At 65.2% G+C, this 20,241-nt stretch carries 16 protein-coding genes; 6 read left to right on the forward strand and 10 right to left on the reverse strand.

Annotated features, from left to right (window positions below):
- The first annotated feature begins 565 nt into the window (after positions 1-565).
- Positions 566-1,459 carry a LysR family transcriptional regulator gene (locus BJD12_RS14130; RefSeq protein ID WP_005989101.1) on the forward strand — a complete coding sequence of 298 codons (894 nt, stop codon included), beginning with the start codon at positions 566-568 and terminating at the stop codon, positions 1,457-1,459.
- A 320-nt stretch (positions 1,460-1,779) separates the two neighbouring features.
- Positions 1,780-2,979 carry an MFS transporter gene (locus BJD12_RS14135; protein ID WP_005989103.1) on the forward strand — a complete coding sequence of 400 codons (1,200 nt, stop codon included), beginning with the start codon at positions 1,780-1,782 and terminating at the stop codon, positions 2,977-2,979.
- A gap of 491 nt (positions 2,980-3,470) precedes the next feature.
- Here the strand turns inward: BJD12_RS14135 and gvpU are convergent, their stop codons facing one another.
- Positions 3,471-3,929 carry a gas vesicle accessory protein GvpU gene (gene gvpU, locus BJD12_RS14140; RefSeq protein ID WP_039425248.1) on the reverse strand — a complete coding sequence of 153 codons (459 nt, stop codon included), beginning with the start codon at positions 3,927-3,929 and terminating at the stop codon, positions 3,471-3,473.
- Positions 3,930-4,610: 681 nt separating this feature from the next.
- On the opposite strand from gvpU, the gene BJD12_RS14145 reads away from it, so the two are divergent.
- Positions 4,611-4,979 (forward strand): tetratricopeptide repeat protein, encoded by a 369-nt coding sequence (locus BJD12_RS14145; protein WP_005989109.1) that lies wholly within the window; start codon positions 4,611-4,613, stop codon positions 4,977-4,979.
- 208 nt (positions 4,980-5,187) lie between these two features.
- On the opposite strand, the gene BJD12_RS14150 is transcribed toward BJD12_RS14145, so the two are convergent.
- From BJD12_RS14150 to BJD12_RS14180, 7 genes are all read right to left on the reverse strand, one after another.
- A complete protein-coding gene (locus BJD12_RS14150) occupies positions 5,188-6,768 on the reverse strand; it encodes a gamma-glutamyltransferase family protein (RefSeq protein ID WP_005989111.1) in 1,581 nt (526 codons plus the stop codon).
- Positions 6,768-8,228: an AtzE family amidohydrolase gene (locus BJD12_RS14155; protein ID WP_005989113.1), complete on the reverse strand. Its 1,461-nt coding sequence runs from the start codon at positions 8,226-8,228 to the stop codon at positions 6,768-6,770. The genes BJD12_RS14150 and BJD12_RS14155 overlap by 1 nt, the downstream gene beginning before the upstream one ends.
- Before the next feature lie 222 nt (positions 8,229-8,450).
- The gene (locus tag BJD12_RS14160) at positions 8,451-9,629 is read right to left on the reverse strand and encodes a nucleoside hydrolase (protein ID WP_005989115.1); all 1,179 of its coding nucleotides are present in this window, start codon (positions 9,627-9,629) and stop codon (positions 8,451-8,453) included.
- A gap of 129 nt (positions 9,630-9,758) precedes the next feature.
- Positions 9,759-11,327 (reverse strand): adenosine deaminase family protein, encoded by a 1,569-nt coding sequence (locus tag BJD12_RS14165; RefSeq protein WP_005989116.1) that lies wholly within the window; start codon positions 11,325-11,327, stop codon positions 9,759-9,761.
- 116 nt (positions 11,328-11,443) lie between these two features.
- Positions 11,444-12,757, reverse strand: coding sequence for an NCS2 family permease (locus tag BJD12_RS14170; RefSeq protein ID WP_005989118.1), 1,314 nt, complete (start codon positions 12,755-12,757; stop codon positions 11,444-11,446).
- A gap of 575 nt (positions 12,758-13,332) precedes the next feature.
- Entirely contained in the window at positions 13,333-14,292 is a 960-nt protein-coding gene (locus BJD12_RS14175) for a PDR/VanB family oxidoreductase (protein WP_042827678.1), read from the reverse strand.
- A gap of 17 nt (positions 14,293-14,309) precedes the next feature.
- The gene (locus BJD12_RS14180; protein ID WP_005989122.1) at positions 14,310-15,362 is read right to left on the reverse strand and encodes an aromatic ring-hydroxylating oxygenase subunit alpha; all 1,053 of its coding nucleotides are present in this window, start codon (positions 15,360-15,362) and stop codon (positions 14,310-14,312) included.
- A gap of 126 nt (positions 15,363-15,488) precedes the next feature.
- Here BJD12_RS14180 and BJD12_RS14185 point away from each other — a divergent pair, with 126 nt between their 5' ends.
- Positions 15,489-16,406 carry a LysR family transcriptional regulator gene (locus BJD12_RS14185; RefSeq protein WP_005989125.1) on the forward strand — a complete coding sequence of 306 codons (918 nt, stop codon included), beginning with the start codon at positions 15,489-15,491 and terminating at the stop codon, positions 16,404-16,406.
- A gap of 361 nt (positions 16,407-16,767) precedes the next feature.
- Complete coding sequence (locus tag BJD12_RS14190; RefSeq protein WP_005989127.1) at positions 16,768-17,574, forward strand: TatD family hydrolase; 807 nt, start codon at positions 16,768-16,770, stop codon at positions 17,572-17,574.
- A 9-nt stretch (positions 17,575-17,583) separates the two neighbouring features.
- On the opposite strand, the gene BJD12_RS14195 is transcribed toward BJD12_RS14190, so the two are convergent.
- On the reverse strand, positions 17,584-18,252 hold the full coding sequence (locus BJD12_RS14195; protein WP_042827679.1) for a VOC family protein: 669 nt from the start codon (positions 18,250-18,252) through the stop codon (positions 17,584-17,586).
- Between the two features lie 574 nt (positions 18,253-18,826).
- On the opposite strand from BJD12_RS14195, the gene BJD12_RS14200 reads away from it, so the two are divergent.
- Entirely contained in the window at positions 18,827-19,165 is a 339-nt protein-coding gene (locus BJD12_RS14200; protein WP_005989131.1) for a hypothetical protein, read from the forward strand.
- A gap of 148 nt (positions 19,166-19,313) precedes the next feature.
- On the opposite strand, the gene BJD12_RS14205 is transcribed toward BJD12_RS14200, so the two are convergent.
- On the reverse strand, positions 19,314-20,201 hold the full coding sequence (locus BJD12_RS14205) for a LysR family transcriptional regulator (RefSeq protein ID WP_042827669.1): 888 nt from the start codon (positions 20,199-20,201) through the stop codon (positions 19,314-19,316).
- Positions 20,202-20,241 lie beyond the last annotated feature (40 nt).

Consider the following 20,241-nt stretch of genomic DNA (forward strand, 5'->3'; position numbering starts at 1 on the left):
TCACGCGTTGCAAAAAATGCGACAGGCGACGGTGGCTCGCCGCCCCTTCTCCTGCCGGGAGAAGGGGACCCACAGGGCGGGTGAAGGCGCGGCGCGGCGATCGGCCAATTGCTTGCATTACTAATGCGTCGTCACGCGCCTACTGAGGTGAATCGCCGACCGCTTCGCTTCGCGCCCAGGCCAGCGCTTGCCGCGAGGGCGCACCATGCAAGCGCTTGTGGCCCGTAAGCCGCGCCTCGGCCCCGCAGGAAAGTGACTTATCTCCCTCTCCCGTCGGGAAGATGCCCAGAAGGGGCGGATGAGGGGCGCCGCAGAGCGCTGTCGGTTCCTGCCATGACAAATGCTTCGCCTGAGTCTTCAGAAGTGACATAACGCCTGCTTCGCCAAGTCCCTTGCCTGACCGCGCTCCGCGCCCTGGCCCGTTTGTGGCGCGTGTGCACCAATGCCGGTGCCAAGGGCGCGCCAGCCGTGCTCTGAAGTTCCGCAGGAAGGGGGCAAAAAACCGCGCCGCCTCGCGTGCGAACGGCTGCTACAGTTGACCGTATTCCATGAAAGAGATTCACCAATGGCCCGCGACAATTTCAAGGACCTGCTGGCGCTGATCGCCATCGTTCGCGAAGGCAGCTTCACCCGGGCGGCGGCCAAGCTGGGTGTCTCGCAATCGGCGCTGAGCCATACCATCCGCGGTCTGGAAGCCAGCCTCGGCTTACGCCTGCTGACGCGCACCACCCGTAGCGTGGCACCGACCGAGGCCGGCGAACGTCTGATCCAGACCGTGGCGCCGCGCTTTGCCGAGATCGAAGAAGCGCTGTCGGCGCTAAGCGAAATGCGCGACACCCCTGCAGGTACGGTGCGCATCACCGCCACCGATTACGCCGCGCGCGAGATCCTGTGGCCCAAGCTGTCCAAACTATTGCAGCAATATCCCGACATCCATGTCGAAATGGTCGTCGACAACGGGCTGACCGACATCGTTGCCGACCGCTACGACCTGGGCGTGCGCCTGGGCGACCAGGTCGAAAAGGACATGATTGCCGCGCGCATCGCGCCGGACATGCGCATGGCCATCGTCGCCGCGCCGTCGTATCTGGCACGCCGGCCCTTGCCGAAAACGCCGCAGGATCTCACCGCGCATCGCTGCATCAATCTACGCATGAAAACCGCCGGTGGCATCTATGCCTGGGAGCTGGAGAAGGACGGCCGCGAAGTCATCGTGCGCGTGCAGGGCCAGCTGACCTTCAACGGTGCCTACGAAGCGATGGATGCGGCTGTCGATGGTTTCGGCATCGCTTTCGTGCAGGAGGATCTGGTGCGCCCGCATCTCAAGGCCGGGCGTCTGCGCTGGATCATGAAGGATTGGTCGCCCACCTGGCCGGGCCTGCATGCGTTCTATCCCAGCCGCCGCCATTCTTCGCCCGCGTTCAATCTGGTGCTCGACGCATTGCGCTACAAAGCCTGATGCGCATGCGTGATGGTTGAACATGCGCGGCCGTTACCTCGCCATGATCAGCCTCCGGCCACGCTCATGAGTGCGCTTCATAAGCCCGTGCAGCGTAAGCGTCTTACTCCCACCGCGTAGGCCACGTAACCTGCGTCACCTGCACAGACGCGCACGCCCGTGCCGTGCTCACGCAGTGCGCCACGTTCCCCGTGCGGCCGAAGCAAGCACGGGCCAGTGCTGTCCATCGCCGCCCGTAGCGCCCCCATCCCGACCAGCACACGCGTTTGCGTGTCCTTACGACGCGCTGTGCGTCCTGTCCCCTACGTAAGGCTTCAGCCATGCCAGCCAGCACATTGACCACCGACGCAGCCCAGCCCGATACCGTCGTTGCGACCCGCCAGACCTGGAGTGCAGTCGGTTCGATGTCGCTCTGCGTTGCGTTGCTTATCGCATCGGAATTCATGCCGGTGAGCCTGCTCACGCCGATCGCTGCAGACCTGAAGGCAAGTGCCGGCATGGCCGGGCAGGCGATCTCCATCTCCGGGCTGTTTGCGGTGATTGCGAGCCTGTTGATCGCCCCACTGTCGTCGCGCTTGAACCGGCGCCACGTATTGCTGAGTCTGAGCGTCGTGATGCTGCTGTCGTTGCTGTTGATTGCCAGCGCCCACACCTTTGGCATGCTGATGGCCGCGCGCGCCTTGCTCGGCATCACCATCGGCGGCTTCTGGGCGCTGTCCACCGCTACGGTGATGCGCATCATGCCCGAGCATGCCGTGCCCAAGGCATTGGGCATCGTGTATATCGGCAATGCCGTGGCAACCGCTTTCGCTGCACCGCTGGGCAGTTATCTCGGCGCCGTCATCGGGTGGCGTGGTGTGTTCTGGGGAATGGTGCCGCTGGTGGCGCTGGCGATCGCCTGGCAATGGCGCAGCCTGCCATCGATGCCGGCGCAGGGTGCCAGTTCGTTGGGCGACATCGCCCGCTTGTTGAAACGCCGCTACGTCGCGCGCGCAATGCTCGCAGTGATGCTCGGCTTTGCCGGCGCATTTTCCGCGTTCACCTACTTCCGCCCGTTCCTGGAGACTGTTGCGCAGGTCGATGTGTCGCAGCTGTCGCTACTGCTGCTTGGCCTGGGCCTTGCCGGTTTCGTTGGCACCTACGCGGCCACCGCACTGGTCGCCAAGCGGCTGTTCACGCTGCTCACCGTGTTGCCGGCCGCGTTGGGCGTCGTCACGCTCGGCATGTTGCTGGGCGGCCACGTGCTGTGGGCGGTGGCGGTGGCAATGATCGCCTGGGGCACCCTCAACGCAGCGATCCCGGTGGCGTGGTCCACCTGGCTCAGCCGCTGCATCAAGGATGCGCCCGAAAGCGGCGGCGGCCTGATGGTGGCTGCGATCCAGCTGTCCATCATGCTCGGTGGCGCGCTGGGTGGAGTGCTGCTGGATCACCTGTCGATCAGCGCCACGTTCATCGGTGCAGGCGTGCTCCTGCTGGCCTCGTCGCTGGTAGTCGGCAGGGGGAACGAACTTCAGCCATAGGAGTAGGGTGGCGGCCGCTTAGCGACCTGAAACTGTCGATCAAGCGATTACAGCGGCAGAGACAATTTACCTCGCCTCTACACCTGGATTGCCTCGGTGCAGGTATCGCGTAATCAGAAATAATCAGCCGAAGCCAGCGAAGGTGATTAATCGGGTGCGTGTGCTGAACCCGATTGCTCTAGCAGGCTGCGGCAGTTATTCATTGCCTTGATCGCACGCACCCGAACACAAAAAAGGCGTAAGACCTCGGGCCTCGATCATGATGCGATGCTTGGTATGCACCGATTGCTTGCTGCACACGGATGCCACGCCTGGAGACTATCGGTCTGTCGGCAGACAATGACGCCGCTGCCATGCTGCGACCGCCGGCTGGATTGACCGTAATGCGAGCAACTTTCAGTGCTACGCAGCGCTGGAGCATGCTTGGCGTTCTGCATGACGCATTGGTGTGAAGTGGCGAGCACCTCACACCAACGCGGAGCGTGCCGGGTTTAATCTGACGAAAGCGATCCCAGCGTGAAGCCGGACACGGCATTCACCTTGCCGCGCCAGAGCACACCACGGTTGCTGGGCAGCGGCTGCCCACCAGGGGAGAAGCAACGCGAGTCGATCAGGTGAATGAACTGCGGCGGCCTGCTGCTTTGCTGCGTATCGTCCTCGGTGTCGTAGATGCTGGCATGGCTGGCAAACGCGCGACGGATATCCTCTTTTTCCTCGGCATCGCCGGGATAGGCGGCAGAAAATTCCTGCGCAAATGCTTCGAAGTATTGCTTGCCGCTGACAAGCTGGCCGGAAATGATGATGCCTTCGACAAACAGCGTGATGCCGAACTGTACGTTTGACGTGTTGACGGTCGCGACCAGCTTCTGCAGATACCAATCCAGGCTCTGGCCGTCGAACGCCAGCTTGACGTCTTCCAGGCTTGGCTGATTGTCTTCTTGATCTGTCATGTGGCTCTCCTTGGTGGAAGGTTTGATGCGTTTGTTCAAATAAACGTGGCGAGGTATCTACCCATCGCCTCGCATGCCCAAGAAAGCAAGTGCATCGTGCCTGGTGATTGGCACGGTTGGGTCCGCTATCGTCGCCTTGGAGAGCATGGCCAGAGTCTATGACATGTTCAGCCCGTCGGCTTGTCGTGGCTGCGGCTATCGCTTGTCAGTGCCAGCCCAGGCTGCGGACAGAAGTTCGGTGATCCCGCCCTTTCCAAGAGGCTGTCAGTCAATGTTCGTTCTGGGCCATCGGGACGTCGCGGCGCAGTGTGGCGATGTCTATGGCGGCTTGCAGTGGCTTGAATAGCGGCTTGGCACGTGTCTTGAGGATTGGGCGACTTGATGAGGCGCCGACTGGCTGTGGCTCTTCTGAGCTCGTTAGCTTCGTTCGCTGATCCCTTATGCACGTGTTTCGATGTGACGTAGAGACAGGACCCCTCCATGGCGAAAGAAAAGGCGAGTGGCCCTGCTGATAGGGTGCGGTGGCCCCACCAACGTCATTGCTTGCGCGTTGTACAGGGGGCACCTGGAGACGTCTTGCCACTTGCGAAGATATTGCCAGGCGAAGAAAGGCTTATTCTTGCAATGGTTTGGTCCTCGTCGATCAAGATGTCCTGCCATGTAAAGACACACGCACCACCGATGAAGATCGTAGAAAACTGCAAAGCGTTGGTCCAGGAGGGATACGCATTACCCGAGAAGTGGGAGGCGAATCTTGCGCATGCCGAGCATCTGCTTTCGGAGGCGCTGGTGGACGATCCAAACAACCCGCTCTTGCTCACCTGTCTTGGCGCAGTTCTTTGCGATCAAGGTCGACACGAAACTGCTGCCATGCAATTGCGACAGGCCATAGCGCACGCATCACAAGACGGAAATGCCTTCTTCAATCTCGGGGTTGCACTGCTCAACTCCAAAGACAGGAAGGAAGCCATGAAGTTCTTCGACAAGGCAAGATCGTTTCAGGCGTCGCCTCTGTCCTGGCAGGCTTACTTCGATCCTCAGGCGCATTGAAGAGCGATAGGGTGATGTGCAGTTGAGACAGTGCCGGACGGCCTCGAAATAAATTCCACCTGTTTTATTTTGAATTCATCAGCCGTGCTCACAGCAGGTGTGAGAAGTCATGATTGCGGATGCGCACATGCAGACCCGTGTGAAAGGAGAGCTGGGTCTTGGTACGCACGTCTGGGCTGCCCACCTGGATGGATCCACGTCCCAACCCTCACCACCCAGCCACCGCCCCATCCGAGCGCGGGTCACTTGCTCCGCTGATCACGCCATCGACCTCGCGCACCAATGCACCCGCATGTCCCATCACCGCGGTATAGGTGGGCAGCAGTTCCACTGCATGCCCGGCGGCGCGTAGTGCCTGCACCACGGCTGGATCGAAGCGGTCTTCCAGCTTCAACGTCGTGCTGTCTTCGCCCCAGGTGCGGCCGAGCAGCCAGCGCGGTGCGGTGATCGCCTGCTGCAGCGGCATGCCATAGCGGGCGTAGCGTGAGAACAGCGCTGCCTGGGTTTGCGGTTGGCCTTCGCCGCCCATGGTGCCGTAGGCCATGACGCGTCCATCGTCGAAGGTGGCCAGCGCGGGGTTGAGCGTGTGGAAGGGTTTGCGCCCCGGGGCGAGGGCGTTCCATCCCTCAGATGCAAGACGAAAGCTGCAGCCACGGTTTTGCCAGGTGATGCCGGTGCGCGGCAACACCAGGCCGGAGCCGAATTCGAAGTAAGTGGACTGGATGCAGCTGACCGCGCGGCCCTGCGCGTCGATGGCGCCGAACCACACGGTATCGCCGGCCTGCGAGGGTTGCGGCCAGGGCAAGGCGGTGGTCATGTCGATGCGTGCGGCCAGTGCATCGAGCGCGACGCCATCGTCCAGCAATGCCTGCGCATCGAGCGACATCCAGGCGGGGTCGCCGACGTGCGCATCGCGGATCAGAAAGGCCTGTTTGGTGGCTTCGATCAGGCCGTGCAGATGCGCGTAGCTGTCGGGCTGCTCGGCCTGCAGGCGATCGAACAAGGCCAGGATCAGCAGCGAGGCCACCCCTTGCGTTGGCGGTGCATGGTTGTACAACCGCGCACCGGCAATGGACACCGACAGCGGCATGCTGGCCTCGGCGGTGTGTGCGGCCAGGTCGTCGGCATGCAGTGGGCTGCCGAGCGCGTGCAGATCGGCGGCGATGTCGTCGGCCAGGGCGCCGCGATAGAAGCTGTCCAGCCCGTCGCTTGCCAGCCGCTGCAGGGTGCGAGCGAGGTGCGGCTGCTGTAGCGCGGCGCCTTCGTGCAGGGGCGCGCCACGTGGTTCGAAGATGCGCGCATACGCGCCGGGCAGGCAGCGCAGTGCATCGCCCTTGCTGGCGGCTACCTGTGCGCCGCCGAGGGTGACGGGGACGCCCGCCTCGGCGTGATGGATGGCCTCTTGCAGCAGCTGGGGCAAGGGCAATGTGCCCCGGGCCTGTTGCAGTGCCAGCGCCCAGCCCGAAACGGTGCCGGCCACGGTGTTGGCGGCGCCGGGGCCGCGCCAGGGGACCTGGGTGTGACCACGATAGAAGTCCAGCGTGGCCGCCTGCGCGGCGCGGCCGCAGGCATCGATGGCATGCACGCGGCCATCGGGCTCATGGATCAACCAGAAGCCATCGCCGCCAATCCCGGTCATGTGCGGATACACCACCGCCAGGCAGGCAGCGGTGGCGACGGCCGCTTCGATGGCGTTGCCGCCGGCGCGCAGGATGTCGCGCCCGGCTTGCGCGGCCAGATGGTGCGGGGCGACGACCATGCCGCGACGTGCACGCAGGGTATGCAACATCAGGGTGTCTCCGACGGCGCGCTGAAGGCGAGCAGGCCGTCGCGCTCGAGGTGCGCGGCGAGCGCGAACAGGCGGTCTTCGCGGCCGGGCGCTGCAATCAACTGCACCCCCAGCGGCAGCCGCCCCGGACGTGGCAACGGTGCGGCCAGCACGGGGCAGCCGGCCAGTCCGAGCGGTTGGGTGAAGATGCCGAGGTTGGCGCGCGCAGACACGGGCAGGCCGTCGATCACGATGGTGTCTTGATCGATGCGCGGCGCAACGCAGGGCGTGGCGGGGGCGATCAGCACGTCCACGTCGTCCCACAGCTGTTGCATGGCTGCGCGAAACCACTGCGCAAAGCGGCGCGCATCGGCTACCGCGCTGGCGGGCAGCTGCAGACCGGCCAACAGGCGGTCGCGCGTGGCTGGGTCGAATTGATCGCCGTGCGTGCCCAGCGCTGCGCGATGGCGATGGCCGCCTTCGGCCGCGGTGAGCACGAAAGCCGCAGCGCGGGCGCGTTCTGCTTGCGGCAGTTCGATCAGCGTGGTGCTGTGGCAGGCGGCCAGCAATGCGCCGATGCCGGCATCCAGCTCGGGATCGAGATTGCGTTGAAACCAGCCGCCGAGCCGGGCGATACGCAGGTTGGCGACGTTGCAGCTATGCAGCGCATGGCCGTGCATGACCTCGTACACGCGGCGCACATCCGCGACGGAGGTGGCGAACGGGCCAACCACATCCAGCGCATCGACGAACGGAAACACGCCCTCCAGCGGCAACGCGCCATGCGTCGGGCGCAGGCCGTACACGCCACACAACGCGGCCGGCACCCGGATGGAGCCGTTGGTGTCCGAGCCGAGTGCGAACGGCACCAGCCCGGCCGCCACCGCAGCCGCCGAGCCGCCCGACGAGCCGCCGGCCAGATGCCGGTGGTCGTGCGGGTTGGCGGTGGTGCCGTAGTGCGCGTTGACGGTGGCAAAGCCGTAGGCGAATTCGTCCATGTTGGCAGTGCCGACCAGCACCGCTCCTGCATCGCACAGGCGCTGCACCACCGCCGCATCGCGGGTGGCGGGGGCGCACTGCGCGCGGATCGCGGCGCCGGCGGTGGTGACCTGGCCGGCGACGTCAAACAGGTCCTTGACCACGAACGGCACCCCGGCCAACACACCGCCATCGCTGCCACCGGCCAGCGCGGCCTGCACGCGCGCAGCATCGGCGGCCGAGCGTGCGGGCAGCAGGCGGGTGATTGCGCACAGGCGGTCGTTGGCCTGGTTGATGCGCGTCAGCGTCTGGGTGGCATGGCGTGCGGCCAGCGCGGGCTGGCCGCGGGTCGCGCCGACGATCGTGGCGATCTGGCCGCGTGGAGTGGCTGCCTCCGGCGATGCGGGACGCGGCGCGACGAAGTTGGCGAGGAGTTGTGCGTGGCCGCGTAGGACCTCGCTATTGCGATCGATGCCGGCCTGCCACTGCGCTGGGAGTTGCATGGGTCCACCTTGAATTGCTGTGAGTACGGGGCGTGGCGCTTGCTAGAAGGTAGCGCGGTGCGACTGCGAGGCCAGGCGACGGTGCAGACACTCGATCAACCTGCGATGTACACGAACCTGCGGCCGGTTTGTCTCAGCGCGGTGGACTGTGGCGCTGGCCGCCCTCCTGTGGGAACAAGTGGAATGGGACGGCCGATAGTCGGGTTCGTACTGGACGGTCGTCTACCTCGTTTGCTGGTCACTCGATCGACGCAGTATGTGTTGCAGTGCTGCATCCTCATCCGTCACCTGGGGAGTTTGTTCCGCAGGCCGAAAGGGCAGTGGCAATCCCACTGCTGGCGGTTGCGGCGCGGTGAGGCGATCGACCAATAGCTGCTCAAACGCCGCCACATCCACCGCATGCACCACTGTCTGTGCCTGCTCGCCCAGGCCGGGTTGGTAGCCAGGCGCCCACGACAGGATGTCGCCGTAACCGGCATCGAAGGCCGTATTGGTATCCACGTAGAGCGTTTCGGTGCGGGTCGCCAGCGCAGGGCACAGCCATACCGCGGTGGCCAGTTCGTCCCACATCGGAAAGCCCGGCTCGCGTCGCCGCAATGCGTGGCCAATGGTGGTGTCGGCCGCGCTCATGCGCGTCAACAGGTCCGGCGTCAGCTCGGTCGCAGTGGATGGGTCCACCGGCACCATGGTGATCCGGCGCCACGGTGCGCGCATGACGATGCTGGCCGCTTCCGGATCCCAGCGGATATTGAATTCGCGGCGCGGCGAATTGACGAACTCGCGCGCGAATTGCTGCGCACTCACGCTGTTGCGCTGCTGCCGTGGATTGAGGCTGCCGCCCATATAGACCAGCTCGCGCGCCAACGTGGCGAAGGTCGGGTCCAACGATTGCGCGAGCGCCAGATTGGTCAGCGGGCCTGTCGCAATAATGCTGACCTCCCCCGGGTACTGCCGCACCATGCGCAGCATGAACAACGCAGCCGGCTCGCAGCTGGCACGCACGACGCTGGGATTTCCCAGCGGCAGATCGGGTACCACATCGTGCGCGTGATACCGCGGTGCGCTCTGCACCGTATCGCCGTCCACCCAGTGTTTGGTCCAGGCGCCCTTCCAGACCAGCTTGCCGTACAGCGCCTCCCACCGCTCGGTGGCAGACTCGCTGTTGAGCAAAGGATGCACCGGGCCGGGCAGCACCGGAATCTGTGGATGACCGGCCAGTTCCAGCAAGCGGCAACTATGCGCCAGCACTTCGTCGCGCCAGATATTTCCGCTGACCGCACTGATGCCCAGCACCTCTACCTCGGGCGATTGCAGCAGCAACAACTGCGCAGGGGTGAAGCCATCGATGTCATCTTCGAGAATGACGCGGCGTTTGGGCAGGGCGGAGTGCGATTGTGTCATTGCGCTTTGGTCATGGGGTGGAGTGCATTGCAGCGAGCATGAAATGGAGGTGCGTTTGTAGGAGCGTGCCTGCGCGCGACGAGGCGTTCCGGGTAGTGCCTCTATCGCGCTCAGGCACGCTCCTACGTGTCATGCGTCAGCTGGTGCTGTTTGCGCGCTGCGTTGCTGCAGCAGCGTACGCTCGTACTGCACCAGATCGGCTTCCAGCTGCCATTGCAGCCGTGCCTTCTCGCTGCCTTGGCGAAAGGCTCGACACGCGGCATCATCGGTTTCGCGCTGCAGTGCAGTGGCACACGCGTGCGCGGCTGCGCCGTTGGCGTTCCACAGGCTGTCGCCCGGCAGGAAGCTGTACGTCAGGCCGTTGCGTGCCAGCTGCTTGAGGGCGGGGTAATCGATCCCTTGTTCCTGCATGGCACGCTGATATTCGTGGGTCATGTCCGCGCGCGAAACGCCGGCATCGTCGGTGGACAACACCACGGGCACGCCGGCACGCAGATACATCGCCAGCGGGTGCGCGGCGCCCTTGACGCCCAGGATCACATCGTTACTGGTGAGGTTGATCTCCACAGCAACCTGTTTGCTGCGCATCCGTTGTAGCAGCCCATTGGCATCGTCTTCGTAGGGCAGGTCCACCCCATGGCCGATGCGTCGCGCACCGACGTCAACGGCCTGGCGGATATGCGAGCGCAGCTGCACGGGCGGCACCAGCCCCAGCGACAGCTCGCCGGCATGCAAGGACAGCGGCACCCCCGGATAGCGCTTGGCGAAGAAGCGGAACATCGCCATATGCCGGGTGTAGTCGGCCAACGCCACCGGGTTGTCCTCGGGCGCGACGATGTTCAATGCCACTGCGCGACTGCCGCCGGCGGCGATCAACGCATGCGCCAGCGCCATCTGCCCGAACACCATCGGTTGCGGCAACAGGCGCAGCACATAGGGCACGTAGCGGTAGCTCACCCGGCAGCCGGGGCGTGCATCGGCCTGGTCGCAACGCAGGACGCGGCGCACCTGCGCGTCGGTGGCCGCCAGCTCGCGTTGCGCGGCCTGCACCAGCGGCGGCAAGTCGCCCTGCAGGGCGCGCAGGTTGGCGTCATCGTCATTGCCATTCCACGGCAGCGACTGCATGCGCTGGGCGGCCTGCTCCATCTGCGGTGGGTTGGCGATGATCTCCACATACGGCACGCGGTCGCGTGCGGCCTGGTCGAGCACTGCGGCCACGGTGTCTGCCACCCGCGCCTGCACCACCGCATCGAACTTGCCGAACGTACTGAAGAACTGGTCATGCCCAGTGGGCTGGGTCACACTGGGCAAGAACTTGCGCATCGACAACGTATCGACCACCCGCCCGTACAACGCCGCATTACGCGCAGCCAAGCCTCGCGCGGGCTCCTGGCCCTTGCCGCACGGCGCAGCGCGCAGGCTCAGGTCGTCCAGTTGCACGCAGGCGCCGTCTTCGCTGGCCCATTGCAGATAGTCCTCGGCGTACACCGAACCGGAGAGATGGTTGTGCAGGTCGCCGCCCTTGGGCATGGCCTGCAGCCAGGCGCGCAGTTGCGCAGGTTGCGCTGCCGCATCATGGAATAGCTGCGCCACCTGCTGCTCGCGCTGTTGCGCGGGCACTTGCGCCGGGCGCGCGAGCACCATGCCCGGTAACAAGGTGCACAAGGCGAGGATCAGACAGCGGTAGCGATGTGGCATGCGGTGAACTCTGAGGAAGAGGTAGCGGCGCCATGGCTGCCGGTTGCGGTGCAGCTTGCCGGGCGACGCGGCGGGTGACCAGTGAGGCGTGCGATGAAATAGCTGTGGCGATCCGCTCACTCCAATGCATAGCGCAATACGAACAGGCCAGCAATCGCCCAGGTGGCCGGATGCACGGCGCGCCAGCGGCCGCTGCCCAGCTTGAGTGCCGCATAGGTGATGAAGCCGAAAGCCAGGCCGGTGGCGATGGAGTAGGTCAGCGGCATCGTGAGCATGCAGATCGCGGCCGGTAACGCGTCGCCGACATCGTCCCACGGGATCTGCGTGCACTCGCGCAGCATCACCGAGGCCAGGTAGATCAGCGCGGGTGCGGTGGCATACGCCGGTACCATCGCCGCCAATGGCGAGAACAGCAGCGCCAGCAGAAACAGCGCTGCCACCACCAGCGCGGTAAGGCCGGTACGCCCACCCACCTGCACGCCTGCCGCGCTTTCCACGTAAGCGGTGGTGCTGGAGGTGCCGAGCAGCGAGCCGGCCAGGATGGCGGTGCTGTCGGCCAGCAGGGCGCGGTCGAACTGGCGGCGGTGCGCCTGCGTGTGCAACAGGCCGGCGCGCTGGGCCACGCCCATCAAGGTGCCGGTGGCATCGAACATCTCCACCAGCACGAACACTAGCACCACGTGCAGCACGGCGGTCAATGCGCCGCTGCTGCCATGGCCTTGCAAGGCGCCGGCAATGTCCAGCTGCAGCAGCGTAGGCGCCAGGCTCGGCGGCAGCGACAGCACGCCCTGGTAGTGCACCAGGCCCAGCGCCAGTGCCGCGACGGTGACCGCCAGGATGCCGAGCAACATCGCCCCACGCACGCGGCGCACTTCCAGCATGCCGATCAGCAGCAGCCCCGCCAATGCAAGCAATGGCTCGGGTCGATGCAGGTCGCCCAGTGTCACCAGCGTCTGCGGATGCGCCACCACCAGCCCGGCTTTTTGCAAGCCGATCAACGCCAGGAACAGGCCGATGCCCGCCGCAATCGCACTGCGCAAGGGGGGCGGGATGCCATCCACCAGCCAGCGCCGCGCGCCGGTGACGCTGAGCAGCAGGAACACGCAGCCGGACACGAACACCAGCCCCAACGTCTGCTGCCAGCTGTAACCCAGCGTGCCCACCACCGAGAAAGCGAAAAACGCGTTCAAGCCCATGCCCGGCGCCATGCCGATGGGGTAGTTGGCCAGCACGCCCATCAGCAGCGAGCCAAGCGCCGCAGCCAGACAGGTCGCCACGAACACCGCGCCGTGGTCCATGCCGGTAGTGGCCAGGATGTCGGGATTGACGAAGACGATATAGGCCATCGTCAGGAAGGTGGTGGCGCCGGCCAGGACCTCCGTGCGCACACTGCTGCCATTGGCGGACAGCGCAAAACCCGGCCAGCGCATCAGCGTGCGCTCTGGGTGGGGAGCCGGGTGGCGACAAGACAAACGAACATCGGCAGGCATCTCATCGTGACGGGACGGCACGTGGTGGCGGCGCACTCACGCGGGTCGCCCATCTTGCCTTGCTGCGCTGCGCCTGCCACGGGCATCGGGCACGGAACGCGGTTCAAAAGCGGCTAGCAAAAAAAGAGCAGCCCGCGTGCAGAGGCGCACTGCACGCCGGATCCGCAGCGCACGCGTAGGACATGCCGATTTCGAGCACCGGCCACGTTCGCCTGGCGGCTGCCTCGTCGTTCCGATCTCCGCTCCAGGCAGGGAGCGCCTTGCAGTGCAGGATGGTGTAGCTGCCTGCACCCACCTCGTGCGCCTGCGCTGTGGCAATCGACTGCGCGCGGGAGGCCACCGATCAGTGCTGCGGGAGCGCATGCAGGACATCATGCGTTGCCGCCCTGCATGCGCACCGAACGGCGCACACAGCGGCGACGATGCAGGGATGGATGGCGCGCCACGCTGCGTACCATCGGTGGACGCAACCCAGTCACCAGCCAGCGCGATGCCACTGTGCGCACATGTAGCGCTCAAAGGTCCAGCACCAGCCGCCGTGAGCGGCTACGCGAGCAGCACACGGTGATCTGCCGATTGGCCGCGCGTTCGGCGTCGCTGAGCACGCTGTCGCGGTGATCCGGCGTCCCGGCGACCACGCCGGTCAGGCAGGCGCCGCACATGCCTTGTTCGCACGACAGCGGCACCTCGATGCCGGCATCCAACAAGGCGTTGGCGATACTGCAATCGGCCGGTACCTGCACCACGCGCCCACTGGCGGCCAGCTCCACTTCGAAGGCGCTGTCGGCGTCATGCGCGCCGCCGGTATCGGCCGCGGCGAAGTGTTCGCGATGCAGCTGCGCCGCTGTCCAGCCATGCGTCCTGGCAAGTTGGGTGAAGTGGTCCATGAACGCGGCCGGCCCGCACAGATACAGCTGATCGTGCGCACCCGCCTGCACGAGCGCGTCGGGCACATGCACGCGCGGGCTTTGCCCGCCATCGCTCAGATGCACGTGCGCCTGCCCATGGGTGAAGCCTTGTTGCAACCGCTGCACGAAAGCCACATCGGCATGCCGGCGCGCGTAGTAATGCAGGACGAACGGCTCGCCACGCGCTTCCAGTGCCTCGGCCATCGACAGCAGCGGGGTGATGCCGATGCCGGCGGCCAGCAGCACATGCCGTTCGCCCGGATGCAGCGGGAACAGATTGCGTGGGCTGGAAATCTGCAGGCGGTCGCCGGTGCTGAGCTGCTCGCACAGGTGCCGCGAGCCGCCGCGCGAGGCATCGGCCAATTTGACGCACAGCAAATAGTGATCGCGCACATGCGGTGCGCTGGCGATCGAATACTGGCGAATCAACCCATCCGGCAGGTGCAGGTCCACATGCGCGCCGGCCTCGAAGGCCGGCAATTGCGCGCCGACCGGTTCCAGCCGGATGGCGCGCTGGCGATGGCCTTGATCGACGACGTCGGCGACACGCACTTCGTGCAGGCTCATGGCACGCTCCTTGGCGGTCAACGCAGGAAGAAGTCGCTATAGCCCTGGTTGCGCAGGCCACGGCGATAGGCGATCGAACTGCGGTCGGCCGGGATATGCACCTCCAGCAGCGGGTCCAGCGGCAGGTATTCGGGGCGCTGCGCTTCGACCATGGCGCGGTCTTCCTCGAACACGCGCAGGTTGAAGGCATGCACGTCTTCCACCGGCAGATGGGTGTCGAAGTTGCGCGCGATCGGCACCAGCAGCCGGGTCTTGTGCTTGGAGACCGGGCTTGCGGCATTCATGATCACCAGCCGCTTGCCCGGCACCGGGAAGTGGATGGTGAGGGTGGCGGTGAACGGCAGATGCACTTCGAAATGGCGCAGCCACTGGAAGCTGGGGTCCACGTCCGGCAGCGGCATGTCCACCGAATAGTTGGCCACGCTGCTGAGGTAATCGGCGTTGAACCCGGTGGGCGTTTCGGTGGTGGTGTAGGCCGGCACCTCGCGCTTGTCCGGCTGGGCGAACGTGGCGGTGTGCACGAAGGCAAAATGCGCCACGTCGATGAAGCCTTCCAGCTGCCGCGCGGCGCTGCCGCCGATGTCGAAGGCCGGGCACACGATCTGCTGAAAGCCATCCTCGTCCCAGCCCGGCATCGGCGGGATCTGCACCTCGGCCTCGCTCACATCGGCCGGTTTGGCCAAGCACACCCAGATCAGGCCGTAGCGCTCGGCCACCGCGTAGGTGTGCAGTCGCATCTTGGCCGGGATGTTCTGAGTCGGACTGGCCGGAATGTGATTGCAACGCCCGCCCGCGCCGAAGCGCAGGCCGTGGTACGCGCACACCACGCCGCCGCCATCGGCGGTGCCCATGCTCAGCGGTACCCCGCGGTGCGGGCAGACATCGCGCGCGGCCACCAGTTCCTCGCCCAGCCGGTACAGCACCAGTGGCTCGTCCAGCAGGGTGGCCTTGAACGGTGCCTGCCCCACCTCGCTGCTCAGCGCCACCGCGTGCCAATGCTGGGCCAGGCGCTGCCAGTCGGCGGCCTCGAAGGTGCAGTGCAGGGGCAGGGCGGGGACAGCGACATCCATGGGGCGGTCTCTGGCGTAGGGCGGGAGCAGTGCCGGATTGACTCTAGGAAGCCGGGGGTGTGTGATCAAACATCGTTTTTCCGCCAAGCCATTGCAAAAAATGCAACGCCAACCGAGTCCCGCCCGATGCTGACCTTCTCCCGCTTCACCCGTTACTTCATTGAAGTGGCCCGCTGCGGCAGTATCCGCAAGGCCTCGGAGGTGTTGCACGTGTCGGCCTCGGCGATCGACCGGCAGATCCTCAAGGTCGAGGAGGAACTGGGCGCGCAGCTGTTCGAGCGCCTGCCCGGCCGGCTGCGGCTGACCGCCGCCGGCGAGTTGCTGCTGGTGGATGTGCGCGGCTGGGAGAAGGCCTATGCGCGCACGCTGGAGCGCTTCGACGAGCTCAAGGGGCTGCGCCGGGGGCATGTGGAGATCGCCATGATCGACGCCCTCAGCGAAGGTGTGGTGCCGGCGGCGGTGGCCGCGCTGGTGCAGGAATACCCCGGCATCACCTTCAACCTGTCCACCGCGCGCAACCAGCGGGTGATGGAAATGGTGACTTCCGCCGACGTGGACATCGGCCTGCTGCTGGACCCGGTGAGCAGCGTGGACCTGGAGGTACGCGCATTTGCCGACATCCCGTTGGGGATCGCGATGCCGGTTGGCCACCCGTTGAGCACCCGCACCGAGCTACAGCTGAGCGAGACGCTGGAACACCGGTTGCTGCTGCCGGCCGCGCCGTTGATCGTGGGCGAGCACGCCAAGGTGCTGTACCAGCGCCAGCACATCGACGTGAAGCGACTGACCCATTGCAATGATGTGCGCACCTTGCGCGGCCTGGTGCGCGCCGGTGCCGGCGTGGGGCTGATGTCGTGGCTGGATGCTGCGCCCGACGTGGCCGATGGGCGATTGGCCTTCGTGCCGTTTCGCCAGCACCTGACCAAGCCGATGACGCTGGCGCTGTGCGTGGCCCCGCAACGCCAGCTCTCGCGCTCGGCGCAGCTGGCGATCCAGGCGCTGGCGGCGAAGATCGATGCAATGGCGGTGCCGGTGGTGGGTTGAGTGTGTTGCGCAAGCGGCCCTCACCCATCAGTGGCCCTCACCCCCAACCCCTCTCCCGCAGGCGGAAGAGGGAAGCAGCACGCGGTCGCTGCCGGTCGATACGGTAAACGCGCCGCAGACGGCACGCAGGTGCTGCAATGCGCGTGCAGGCGACGCGGATTGCGAGCAGACACTGCAATGTGCATACAGGTAACGCCGATAGCGTGCAGATACTGCAATGCGCGTGCAGATATCGCCGATCGCACGCGGCTGCCGCAGTGGGTGTTCCTTCTCCCGCGTGCGGGAGAAGGTGCCCGCAGGGCGGATGAGGCAACGTCCACCCGGTACAATCGCATCTGCTCTTTCAGGCCACACCCGCACCATGCAGTTGATCGATATCGGCGCCAACCTCACCCATGATTCCTTTGATCGCGACCGCGACGCCGTGCTGCAACGCGCACGCGAGGCGGGCGTGGCGCAGCTGGTGATCACCGGCGCCAGCCGCGAGCATTCGCCGTTGGCCTTGCAACTGGCGCAGCAACATCCCGGATTCCTGTACGCCACCGCCGGCGTACACCCGCATCACGCCGTGGAATTCACCGCTGAATGCGAGGCCGAAATGCGCACCTTGCAGGCGCATCCGCAGGTGGTGGCGGTGGGCGAATGCGGGCTGGATTATTTCCGCGATTTTGCGCCGCGCCCGGCACAGCACAAAGCCTTCGAGCGTCAGCTGCAACTGGCCGCCGACAATGGCAAGCCGCTGTTCCTGCATCAGCGCGATGCGCACGAGGACTTCCTGTCCATCATGCGCAGCTTCGACGGCAAGCTGGGTGCGGCCGTGGTGCATTGCTTCACCGGCACGCGCGAAGAACTGTTCGCCTATCTGGACCGCGACTACTACATCGGCATCACCGGCTGGTTGTGCGACGAACGCCGCGGCGCGCATCTGCGCGAGCTGGTGCGCAATATCCCGGCCAACCGGTTGATGATCGAAACCGATGCGCCCTACCTGCTGCCGCGCACGCTCAAGCCGATGCCCAAGGACCGCCGCAACGAGCCGATGTTCCTGTCGCATATCGTGGAAGAACTGGCGCGCGATCGTGGCGAAGCGGTTGCGCTGACCGCGGCCAACAGCACCGCTGCAGCGCGTGCGTTTTTCCGGTTGCCGGCACCTGCCGCCGCTGCATGAGCCGTGGGCTCACGCGGCCAGCAATTCCCAGCCCTGCGCATCGCGCAGGCGCAAGCCGGGTTGTGGTGCGTCCACGCTGATGCGCAAGCCGTCGGCCCACGGCAGCTGGCGTTGTTGCGGGAACCAACGCCGGCGCTGATCCACCACGATCAACAAGCCTTGATCGTCGCCGAGCGCGACAAAGCCTTCCACGGCCGGCGCAAACGGCTTCACGCCAAAATGATGGGCCACGCTGCTGGTCACCGCGGCGACGTGATTGCTGGGCAAGCCGATCTCGCTCAGACACAGCAATTCCTCGCCGTGGAACTCGCCTTCGCCGGTGGCGACATCCTGCAGCGCATCGCGCGCGATCAGCTCCAGCACCGCACCATCGGGACCTGCAAAATACACCGATTGCGATTGCCATACCCCCTCCAGCGCAAACCGTTGGCGGCCTTGCGGATCGGCAAGTAGCGTGGTGCGCGCACCGATCCATTGTGCTGCGGCCTCGAAGCGCGCCGGCGCGACATTGAAGGCCAGGTGCACACTGCCGACCGGATGCTGTGCCTGCACGCAGTCCAGCGTGGTCCAGCCGATGTGCACGATATTACCCTGCAACGGAAGCTGCAGCACATCGCGATAAAAACGCCGGGTCAGTGCGGGGTCCAGGCAGGGCAGCAAGAGATGACGTAGATGCATGGCACTCAGATCGATGGGAGAGGCCTGCATTGAACAATCTCAATCGCAGTTGAGGTCAAGCATTCGATGGGCCAGACATGATCACGCCCGGATTCCAAGCCGCAGCGATCAGAAACGCTTTAATCGCTATGCACCTGGTCGATGCACGAGGCCTCGGCGCCCAATCCAGACGGGTGATCGAGCCCGATTGCGCAATGTGAAAGGTTCTCCGGCGACCGCTCCAAGCAAGATGGAGCGCAACGCCGATGGACGAAAATGCCGGGACGCAAGGGGTGTGGTGGGTTCGCTCGTGTAAACGCGTCTTCCACGGCGGAATACGAGGGTCGCCGGAAATCATCTATTTTTCTCAAAGTCATTGCGGAGAATTGAGATGGGAAATTCCATAAAGCGTGCCTCTTCAGCACATACACCCCCGCCACTGGAGATTCCTGGCGGCAGCTCGATCGTGTCCTCTAGTAGCGGCGGGAGCGTAGCGGCGGATCACCGGCTCGTAGCATTGCGTCGGCCCCCCGCATCTAGGCGATCCAGCCCGTCTGCTGCAGCCATACCCACGCCCAGAGAGCGGGTGGAGCGGATGCGGCAAAAGGAACGTGAACGGCTGGGCGAGCTGAGTGAGGACGCAACCTTGCTTATCGGTCGCTGGGGGGAACTGCAAAATTCCTTGTTGCAGAGAGGAGATGCGGAGCTGGCACGTAAATTTGAAGAAAAGAAGCCACGCCTGGAGGAGATTCAAAGGGAGTTGATTCGCGCGATGGATCCCAACGTCGCTGCCGATCCGAACTTCGAAAGATGGGAAAAGGAGCTGGAACTCATGCAAATGCAGGCGGATACGCTTAAGCGGATGTTTCAAAATAAGGATCCCGGAGGCTTTGATTCAATACGCCCGGCATTGCTTGTCACCTTACTCAGATGAATCCCGTGTCCGAGGGTGAAGCTGACCAGGCCTGAAGGTGATCTGTTGCAGTTGACGTCAGGCACAGGCCAGGAGCCGTCACGTTTCTTCGAGCACGACCTTGATCCTCGCTCCCCAGGCTGACGCAAGGTGCGCCCCAGGCCATCGCTCAAAGCAGTTCTGCCAGCGCCCACAGATGCCGCACCAGCGGTGCGGTATCCAGGGCGCCCGGCGATACCGCCAGGGCCAGCCTGGCCAGCGGCATCTGGCCTTCGATATCCAGGTAGCGCACGCCGGGTAACTGCAGCTGCGCGGTGGACGCCGGCACCACCGATACGCCCAGTTCGGCGGCGACCAGATTGACGATGGACGACATCTGCGGTGCCTCCTGGGTGATGCGCAAGGTCACGCCGGATTGCCGGCAGGCGGCGAGGATCTCGTCGTACAGGCTGGAACCGAAGCTGCGCGGGAACAGGATGAACGGCTCGCCCGCCAGCGCCGCCAGCGGCGCGCTGTTGTGGGCGGCCAGGCGATGCGCGGTGGGCACGGCGATCTTCATCGGTTCGTCGGCAAAGCGCAGCAGTTGCAGGTCGGGCGGCGTGCTCAGGCCGTAGCGCACGAAGGCCGCATCCAGACGGCCATCGGCCAGGGCCAGCAGCAGTCCGGCGGTATTGGTTTCTTCCAGCAACAGCTCGACCTGCGGCCATTGCCGGCGAAAGTCGCGGATCAGGTGCGGCACCACCGGGTTGAACGCGGCCGAGGCGGTGAAGCCCAGGCGCAGCCGGCCGGATTCGCCACGCGCCACCCGCCGTGCGGTTTCCGCGGCGCGCTCCACGTCGGCGAGCACGCGGCGCACCTCGACCAGGAAGGCCTCGCCGGCTGGGGTCAGCTCGGCGCCGCTGTGGGTGCGCCGGAACAACGGCGTGCCCAGCGTGCGCTCCAGCGCCTGGATCTGCTGGCTCAACGGCGGCTGGCCGATGCCGACGCGCGCGGCGGCGCGGGTGAAGTTGCCCTCCTCGGCAACCGCCAGGAAGTAGCGCAGGTGGCGAAGTTCCAAGGTATCTGTTTCGCATATGGATGCTGCGACCATCATATAT

Source organism: Xanthomonas vesicatoria ATCC 35937 (assembly GCF_001908725.1).
Taxonomy (GTDB): Bacteria; Pseudomonadota; Gammaproteobacteria; order Xanthomonadales; family Xanthomonadaceae; genus Xanthomonas; species Xanthomonas vesicatoria.